General features: G+C 63.9%; 7 protein-coding genes. 1 reads left to right on the plus strand and 6 read right to left on the minus strand.

What is annotated here, in order from left to right; all coding sequences use genetic code 11:
* Positions 1 to 53: 53 nt before the first annotated feature.
* The 5 genes from AWB66_RS18530 to edd form a co-directional block, all read right to left on the minus strand.
* On the minus strand, positions 54 to 719 hold the full coding sequence (locus AWB66_RS18530) for a hypothetical protein (protein ID WP_125469746.1): 666 nt from the start codon (positions 717 to 719) through the stop codon (positions 54 to 56).
* A 122-nt stretch (positions 720 to 841) separates the two neighbouring features.
* Positions 842 to 1336, minus strand: coding sequence for a gluconokinase (locus AWB66_RS18535; protein ID WP_087631630.1), 495 nt, complete (start codon positions 1334 to 1336; stop codon positions 842 to 844).
* Between the two features lie 59 nt (positions 1337 to 1395).
* The gene (locus tag AWB66_RS18540; protein ID WP_087631631.1) at positions 1396 to 2757 is read right to left on the minus strand and encodes a GntP family permease; all 1362 of its coding nucleotides are present in this window, start codon (positions 2755 to 2757) and stop codon (positions 1396 to 1398) included.
* 265 nt (positions 2758 to 3022) lie between these two features.
* Positions 3023 to 3655 carry a bifunctional 4-hydroxy-2-oxoglutarate aldolase/2-dehydro-3-deoxy-phosphogluconate aldolase gene (gene eda / locus AWB66_RS18545; RefSeq protein ID WP_087631632.1) on the minus strand — a complete coding sequence of 211 codons (633 nt, stop codon included), beginning with the start codon at positions 3653 to 3655 and terminating at the stop codon, positions 3023 to 3025.
* Positions 3656 to 3729: 74 nt separating this feature from the next.
* Positions 3730 to 5628 carry a phosphogluconate dehydratase gene (gene edd, locus AWB66_RS18550; RefSeq protein ID WP_087631633.1) on the minus strand — a complete coding sequence of 633 codons (1899 nt, stop codon included), beginning with the start codon at positions 5626 to 5628 and terminating at the stop codon, positions 3730 to 3732.
* Positions 5629 to 5931: 303 nt separating this feature from the next.
* Here edd and AWB66_RS18555 point away from each other — a divergent pair, with 303 nt between their 5' ends.
* The gene (locus AWB66_RS18555; protein ID WP_087631634.1) at positions 5932 to 6771 is read left to right on the plus strand and encodes a MurR/RpiR family transcriptional regulator; all 840 of its coding nucleotides are present in this window, start codon (positions 5932 to 5934) and stop codon (positions 6769 to 6771) included.
* A 216-nt stretch (positions 6772 to 6987) separates the two neighbouring features.
* On the opposite strand, the gene AWB66_RS18560 is transcribed toward AWB66_RS18555, so the two are convergent.
* A partial coding sequence (locus AWB66_RS18560; RefSeq protein ID WP_200819013.1) for a YadA family autotransporter adhesin occupies positions 6988 to 8653 on the minus strand: 1666 nt, incomplete at its 5' end.

Raw genomic sequence — 8653 nt, forward strand, 5'->3', positions numbered from 1 at the left:
GTGAAAAAGAAGGCCGCTTCAGTCTGTCGAAGCGGCCTTTTGCATTTCCGCCATCACTGCAGTACGTGCGGGTCGGGCATGAACGGATCTGCGTGGAGCAACGAAAAATCGATCATGTGATGGGCGTCACCGCGTTGATCGACGAAATCCTGCACCCGCCATTCGGATTCGTCGAGACCGGCTGTCGGCCCCAACTGCGCGACGGAAATCACGTCCGGCATGTGGCTCGCGACTGCCTCGATACTTTGCAGCAGCATCAGATCATGTCGACCGAGCTCCAGCACGTCGGTCAGCGAAAGGGACAGTTGCGGCAGCGACGCCGCATTCGGCAGGAACGCGCCTTCGTCGCCGACCGAAACGTCATTCCCGCTACCGGTAACGAGCGCACTGAGATTCAGGACATGATGCTCATCGAACGGGCCGATGAGGTGAAATCCGGTCGTGGCACCCGGCAGCACCGCAGCGTCGCGCGCGCGGATCGCGAGGCGCTGGATGTCGTCGTCACGTCCGTGCGATGCAGTTTCTTGAGCGAGCGTCGAGTCCAAACGGACTTGATCGTATTCGATGGCGGCGCGTTCGATGTGCAAAGGTTCTGGCCGAGGTGTATCGCTGAAGGGCATGACAGGGAGCGAGATTAGCGCGCTTAAGAGCCCGCGTTTTAAGACGCGGAGTATGAATGGAAACGAATGCGCAAGTCTCCGCCTTTCGGTGACCGCCAAACATAGGAATATTCCGACCGCTCCCGTTCCTGACCCTATTGCTTGATGAAACTCAAAAGGCCATTCCGACTCACATCGGCATGGCCTTTTGAGAACTTCATCCTTCTCCTGACGGCTTTCTCTTAGCGCTCCTTCACTTCCTTCAGCACCTTCTCGACGATCTGATCCGGCGTCATCGCGATATCCGCTTCGATCGCCTCGTCCGCGCCCGGCGGCTCCAGCGTATCGAGCTGGCTTTGCAACAGCGACGGATCGAAGAAGTGGCCTTTGCGCTCGCCGAGCCGCTCGCGCAGCAATTCCACCGTGCCGTGCAAATAGACGAAGATCACGTCACGGTCGCCGTCGCGCAGGATGTCGCGGTAAGAGCGCTTGAGCGACGAGCACGTGAATACCGCCGTCTCGCCCGCGCGCTGCTTCTCCTCAATCGCCGCGCGGATCGTCCGAAGCCACGGCCAGCGGTCGTCGTCCGTCAGCGGGATGCCCTTGTGCATCTTCTCCTTGTTCGCTTCGCTGTGAAACGCGTCGCCGTCGGTAAAGGGGCAGTCGAGCCGCTCGGCCAGCAGTTCGCCAATCCGCGTCTTGCCGCAACCCGAGACGCCCATTGCGATGAATATCATCGAATTCTCCTGAAAAGAGTGAGGGACTTCATCACCTCACTCCGATCCCCATCTGTTCCTTACAAAACCGCCGCAAGCGCGAAGGTCAGCCCCAAACCCAGGATCGAGATGATCGTTTCGCACAGCGACCAGGTCTTGAACGTCTGGCCCACCGTCATCCCGAAATACTCTTTGATCAGCCAAAAGCCGCCGTCGTTCACATGCGAGAAGATCAGCGAGCCGGCGCCCGTCGCGAGCACCAGCAACTCGGGCTTCGTGGCGCCGCCCGCGGCCGCCGCGATCGGCGCGACGATGCCGCACGCGGTCGTCATCGCGACCGTCGCCGAGCCTGTCGCCAGACGAATCAGCGCGGCGACGAACCAGCCGAGCAACAGCGGCGACAAGTTCGCCTGCGAAGCCGACGCGACGATCTGCTGCGAAATGCCGCTTTCGCGCAGGATGTTGCCGAAGCCGCCGCCCGCGCCGACGATCAGCGTAATGCCCGCGATCGGCGCGAGACACTCGCCGCAAAACTTCTGGATCTGCTCGCGATTGAAGCCGCGCGCCGCGCCGAAAGTGTAGAAGCTGACGAGCACGGCGATCAGGAGCGCGATGTCCGACTGCCCGATGAAGCGCAGCAAGTCGTTCGGCAGCGTCTTCGGCGTGAAGACAAGGTCGGCCCAGCTGCCGACCAGCATCAGGATCACCGGCAGCAGGATCGTGAACAACGTGACGCCGAAGCCCGGCAGCTCGCGCTTCTGGCCTTCAGTATGCTGCTCGACGAACTGCGCCGCGAGCGGATTGTTCTCCGGCAGCTTGATGTACTTGTGGATCAGGAGCGCGAAGAGCGGACCGGCGACGATCGCCGTCGGCACGCCGACGATCAGTCCGTAGGCGATCGTCTTGCCGATGTCGGCGTGATACGCCTGCACGGCGAGGAGCGCGGCCGGGTGCGGCGGAATCAGGCCGTGCACGACCGACAGACCCGCGACCATCGGCAGGCCGATCAGCAGGAGCGATTTGCCCGTGCGCTTCGCGACGTTGAACGCGATCGGAATCAGCAGCACGAAGCCGACTTCGAAGAACACCGGCAAGCCGACGATGATCGCGACGAACATCATCGCCCAGTGGATGTTCTTCTCGCCGAACAGGTGGATGAGCGTGTTCGCGATGCGCTCCGCGCCGCCCGATTCCGCCATCATCTTGCCGAGCATCGTGCCGAGGCCCACCACCACCGCGATGTGGCCGAGCGTGTTGCCGTTGCCGGTTTCGAACGCCTTCACGATCTTGTCCATCGGCATGCCGACGGCGAGGCCCAGCAACAGCGAGACAATCAGAAGAACGAGGAACGGGTAGACCTTGTAGCGCGTGATCATCAGGATCAGCACTGCGATCGCGATGACCGCGTAGACGAGCAGCATGCTGCCGTGGACGGCTTCCATGAAGCGCCTCCTTTGGTTTTGTTGACGTTATCGCTACGGGTGCGTTTGCCGTCGCTTTGCATCAGCGGCGTCCGGCAAGCGCACACGCGGCGCCGAGGAATCCGGATTTTACTTGTTGCCTTCGATTTGCAGCGCTCCTACACCATCAAAACATCAATCCGAAAGCTCCTATAAATACAAAAAAAGCCTCCGTGACGCCGTGGTCGCAGAGGCTTTCGCGGGTTGCCGGACGTTCGCGCGACCGGTTACGGGCAAGCGCGGGCGATCAGGCCGGTGCGGCCAGCGCGCTTGCCGCTCGCGCGAGTCGCGTGACTTCCTCCCAGTTTTGCGCCGCGAGCGCCGCTTTCGGCGTCAGCCACGATCCGCCGACGCACACGACGTTCGGCTGCGCGAGGAAATTCGTCGCGGTTTCGGCGGTGATGCCGCCCGTCGGGCAGAACTTGAGCGTCGGAAACGGGCCGTAGAACGCTTGCAGCATCGGGATGCCGCCCGCCTGCTGCGCCGGGAAGAACTTGACGATCTCGTAGCCGAGTTCGAGCGCCTGGACGATATCGCTCGGCGTCATCACGCCGGGCAGAAGCGGCAGGCCGGCGTCCTGCGCGGCCTTATGCATGTCCTTCGTGAGTCCTGGCGACACGCCGAACTGCGCGCCCGCCTTCTTCGCCTGCGCGCAGTGCTCCGGTTTCGTGATCGTGCCGACACCGACGACGATGTCGTCCGCGAGCTGGCTCGCGCGCTCGATGGCGCCAATGCCCGCCGCCGTGCGCAGCGTGATTTCGAGCACCTTCACGCCGCCCGCGTGCAACGCGCGCGACACGTGCTCGCCCTGCTCGATCGAATCGAAGGCGAGGACCGGAATCACCGGGCCGAGACGCACGATTTCGCTGACTGTTTTCATGTGATGCAACTCCTGTCTTGTGCGGCGTGTGTTGTTCTGTCCGCGAGTTTGTCTCTCAGATTCCTGCCCAGCGCTCAATGCGTCGCATGCGATACGTGCGTTGCCTGCGTCGTCTGATGCATGGCGCGCGTCGCTTCGGTCTCGCCCACCATCGGACCGAACACCGAGGCGCCCTGCTCCGCCGGCAATGCCGCGCTGCGAAACACGCCAAAGAGTTCGCGGCCGAAACCGACTTCGTTTTCCGCCTGATGGCGCGGCGCTTCGACTTCACGCGCGGCCCATTGCTTGGAGTCGATGTCGATGTCGAGCACGCCGGCCTGTGCGTCGATCACGATGATATCGCCCGTGCGCACCTTGCCAAGCGGACCTTGCAGCAGCGCTTCCGGCGACACGTGGATCACCGCCGGCACCTTGCCCGACGCGCCCGACATGCGGCCGTCGGTGACGAGCGCGACATGAAAGCCCTGATCCTGCAACACGCCGAGAAGCGGCGTCAATCGATGCAACTCCGGCATTCCGTTCGCCCGCGCGCCCTGAAAGCGCACGATCGCGACGAAATCGCGCTTCAGTTCACCCTTGTCGAACGCTTCCTGCACTTCTTCCTGCGAATTGAAGACGATCGCCGGCGCCTTCACGATGCGATGCTCCGGCGCCACCGCCGAAATCTTGATCACGCCGCGGCCGAGCTTGCCCTGCATCAGACGCAGGCCGCCATCGGGCGCGAACGGCGCTTCGATTCCGCGAAGCACCGTCGTGTCGTGGCTTTCCGGCGCGCCGTCGACCCATTGCAGCTTGCCGTCGATGAGCTTCGGCTCCTTCGTGTAGTGCGTGAGCCCAGGACCCGCGACGGTCTTCACGTCTTCGTGCAGCAAACCCGCTTCGAGCAGATTGCGCACGAGGAACGCGACGCCGCCCGCCGCGTGGAAATGATTCACGTCGGCCTTGCCGTTCGGGTAGATCTTGGCGAGCAGCGGCACGTTGGCCGAGAGTTCGTCGAAGTCGTTCCAGTCGATCACGATGCCCGCCGCGCGCGCAATCGCCACCAGATGCAGCGTGTGATTGGTCGAGCCGCCCGTCGCCAGCAGCGCGACGATGCCGTTCACGATCGACTTCTCGTCGACGACGTGGCCGATCGGCGTGTAGTCGCCGCGCTCGGCGGTGAGTTCGAGCACGCGCTTCGCGGCCTGCGCGGTGAGCGCGTCGCGCAGCGGCGTGTGCGGATGGACGAAGGCCGAACTCGGCAGATGCAGACCCATCACTTCCATCAGCATCTGGTTGCTGTTCGCCGTGCCGTAGAACGTGCAGGTGCCGTGGCTGTGATACGCCGCCGATTCCGCTTCGAGCAGCGCGCTGCGATCGCATGCGCCGGTCGCGAACTGCTGGCGGACCTTCGCCTTTTCGTCGTTGGTGAGACCGCTCGTCATCGGGCCGGCCGGGATGAAGATGGTCGGCAGATGGCCGAACTGCAACGCGCCGATCAAGAGGCCCGGCACGATCTTGTCGCAGATGCCGAGGCACAGCGCCGCGTCGAACATGTTGTGCGTGAGCGCGACGGCCGTGCTCATCGCGATCACTTCGCGCGAGAACAGCGACAGTTCCATGCCCGCGTTGCCCTGCGTGATGCCGTCGCACATCGCCGGCACGCCGCCCGCGAACTGCGCGATGCCGCCGCTCTCGCGCGCGGCCTGCTTGATGATGTCGGGGAAGTTCTTGTACGGCGCGTGTGCCGAAAGCATCTCGTTGTACGACGAAACGATGCCGATGTTCGGCTCGCGCACCGACTTGATCGCGATCTTTTCCTGGCCTTCGAGACCGGCAAAACCGTGCGCGAGGTTCGCACACGACAGCGCGCCGCGCGCCGGGAACTGGCCGTGCGCGGCAGCGATGCGCGCCAGATAGGCCGCGCGCGTCGGCTTGCTGCGTTCGATCACGCGGTCGGTGACCTTCTTCAATTGCGGATGCGGGGAAACCATCGAAACTCCTTCGCCTCGATCCGCGTGCAGACGCCGCCGAGGTGCTTGGGTTGAATGTCGCGGGGATCGGCAGTTCTGGTTCGATGCGTCTCCTTGCCGAGTGACCCGATGTTAGTAGAAAAACTACACGTCTGCAACGGGCTTTTACCGTGTCTCGTTATGCAAACGCTTAGACCAGCGACGCTTACTGCATATACAGATCAGGGAAATCCCTGATCGGCGCACGACGGTGTTATGTAGTATTTGTACATGATCGTTCATCGGCTATAGTCCACGCAATTTCCAGCATAGGCGAGATTCCCGATGTTGCTGTCCCAAGTCGAAACAATGCGCGAACAATTGCGGCCGTCCGAGCGCAAGCTCGCCGACTACGTCCTGGAAGCGCCGCGCGAAGTGCTCGATCTCGCGATGACCGACTTTGCCGCGCGCGTCGGCGTGAGCCAGCCGACCATCGCGCGCTTTTGCCGGGCGCTCGGCTTTTCCGGTTTTCGCGAATTCAAGATCCGGCTGGCGCAAAGCGTCGCAGGAGACGTGCCCACGGTCTATCGCGACGTGCGAACCGACGAGCCCGTGTCCGGCGTCGCCGCGAAGGTGCTCGACCGGACGATCGGCGCGCTGATTCAGGTGCGCAACAGCTTGTCGACGGACAGCGTCGCCGCGGCGATCGCCCTGCTCGCCGACGCGCGGCGCATCGAGTTCTACGGCGCGGGCGGATCGGGCATTGCCGCGCTCGACGTGCAGCACAAGTTCTTCCGGCTCGGCGTGCCGTCGGTGGCCTATTCCGATCCTCACACGTACACGACCTCGGCCGCGCTGCTCGGCGCGGGCGATGTGGTCGTCGCGATTTCGAACACGGGGCGCACGAAGGACATTCTCGACGCGTGCAAGTCGGCGCTCGTGGGCGGCGCGAAGGTCGTCGCGATCACGCACGGCAACTCGCCGCTCGCGCGTATGGCGAGCGTGGGTCTCTTGGCCAACGTCGACGAAGACACGGATATTTTTTCGCCGATGACGTCGCGCGTCTCGCATCTCGCGATCGGCGACATTCTGGCGGTAGGGGTCGCGCTGGCGCGCGGGCCGCAACTGGCGGAGAAGCTCGCGCAGGCGAAGGACGTGCTGGAGAAGCGGCGGGTGGGGAACTGATCGGGTTGCGCGGCCTGGCGTGATTGAGACGGATCGGTCGCGCGTTTCGAGCAAAAAAACGGGCTCTTCCGAAGAAGAGCCCGTTGCTTTTGAGTCGCTTGCGATAGCGCCAATCCGTCCGTCACGGCCGACTCTCGCGAATCGACCGCTGTGCCGGACCGGCCGCCAGAAGCAGCGCACCGGAGCGCGCTGCTGGCTGGCCGTTCGACTATCGACTTACCACTGGTACGCAGCGCCTGCGCCGACCGTCGTGCCGCTGGAGCTCCAGCCCGCACCGACGCGCACCTTCAGGTTTTGCGTGATACGTGCCGTGCCGCCGATGGCCGTTGCCGCATAACCCTGGTACGTGCCGCCGCCGATACCGATCGACAGCGTCTTGTTCGCGTCGACGTCCGGGATCATGTTCAGCGCGGTAGCTGCCGCGACACCGCTGTAAGCCTTGCGAGCAATCCCGCCCAGTCCGGCCTGCAACTGGTTCAGGTTGACCGCGTCCGTGCCGTTGATGCCCGGCGCGACGTTGGTCAAACGACGCTCGTTGCCTTCCGAACCGATCGAAACCGTGTTCGGCTGGTCGGCAACCGAGTTTGCACCCAGCGCGACGGCGTTGTTGGCCGGAGCCTGAGCGTTGTGGCCCAGAGCCACCGAGTCCGTGCCAGCAGACGAGGAGCCCGCACCGACTGCAGTGCTGCCGAGGCCGGCAGCACCCGCACCGTTACCGATTGCAAGCGCATTATCGCCGCCTGCGTTGGCACCGCTGCCGATGGCGAGCGCGCCCGAACCGGATGCCGTCGCTGCCGGGCCGGTGTCACCACCTGCAACCGGACCCGCCGAAATCACCGTGCTGCCCGTCGTGTTGACGTTCTTGATCGCGTCGCCGAGTGCGCTGACCTGCTGGTTCGTGGCGTACAACTGCTTGCCCGTCACAGCGTCCGTGCTGCTATCCGACAGGGTTGCGTCCGTCAGGTTCGTCAGCGACGTGGTCGTCGTGCCCGGGGTGCCGAGCGTGAGCTTGTCGTGCGCCGCCGAGTCGTACGCAACCGCGTTCGGATTCGCCGTACCGCCGCCCGTACCGATCGTGCTCAACGTATCCTTGATGCCGTTGATGTCGTTCGTGGTCTTCGTCAAGCTCGCATCAACCGTTGCGAACGCGTCACCGACGTTATGCAGTTGGGCGCTGCCAACGGTGAACGTCGGCTGCGTGATCGAGCCATCGCTGCCCAATGCCGCACCACCGCCGATGGCCGTTGCCAGGCCTTGACCCACGGAATGCAACTGCGAACCGTTGATCGCGTCGAGGCTCGACGTGCTCACGTCACCGGCTGCGACGTTGGTGATCTTGCGAGCAGCGCCGTCCTTGTTGGCGATGTTGAGTTCCGTGCCGCCCGTCAACGCGCCGACGGTGATGGCACTCGTCGGGGAGTCCTGCGTAACGAGGCTGGTACCGACCTTACCGAGTTGGGTCTTCACTGCGTCAAGACCGCTATCCAGCGCACCCAGTGCGGAGCCGACGTTGTTCTGCGTACCGCCCTGGACGTTATATGTCGGAGGCGTCACCTTGCCGTCCGCGCCAACTGCGGCGCCACCGCCAAGGGCTGCAGCCACCGGCCTCAACTGACCGACCGTTGCTGCGGAGTTGTCGCCCGTGCCGTTGGCAACGCCCGTCAGCTCACGCGGACCTGCGGTGCCTGCGAAGTTCACGTGCGTGCCGCCCGTCGATCCTGCAACCAGAACGTCCTGGTCAGGAGCAGCCTGCGTCACGAGGCTCGGACCGCCCGCGCCAAGACCTGCAACCTTGTCGTTCAACTGTATGCGATCCACGAACGACGCCCCTCGGAGTAAGGTGGAGAGCGCGTGATGTGTGTCAGCAATGCGGGTCAGCGGA

Origin of the sequence: Caballeronia telluris (assembly GCF_001544495.1) — a bacterium.
Taxonomy (GTDB): Bacteria; Pseudomonadota; Gammaproteobacteria; order Burkholderiales; family Burkholderiaceae; genus Caballeronia; species Caballeronia telluris.

Excerpts from the sequence above, each read along its gene's own strand:
- AWB66_RS18535 (WP_087631630.1), bottom strand. The coding sequence starts at position 1,336 with ATGATATTCATCGCAATGGGCGTCTCGGGTTGCGGCAAGACGCGGATT.
- AWB66_RS18540 (WP_087631631.1), bottom strand. The coding sequence starts at position 2,757 with ATGGAAGCCGTCCACGGCAGCATGCTGCTCGTCTACGCGGTCATCGCG.
- eda (WP_087631632.1), bottom strand. The coding sequence starts at position 3,655 with ATGAAAACAGTCAGCGAAATCGTGCGTCTCGGCCCGGTGATTCCGGTC.
- edd (WP_087631633.1), bottom strand. The coding sequence starts at position 5,628 with ATGGTTTCCCCGCATCCGCAATTGAAGAAGGTCACCGACCGCGTGATC.
- AWB66_RS18555 (WP_087631634.1), top strand. The coding sequence starts at position 5,932 with ATGTTGCTGTCCCAAGTCGAAACAATGCGCGAACAATTGCGGCCGTCC.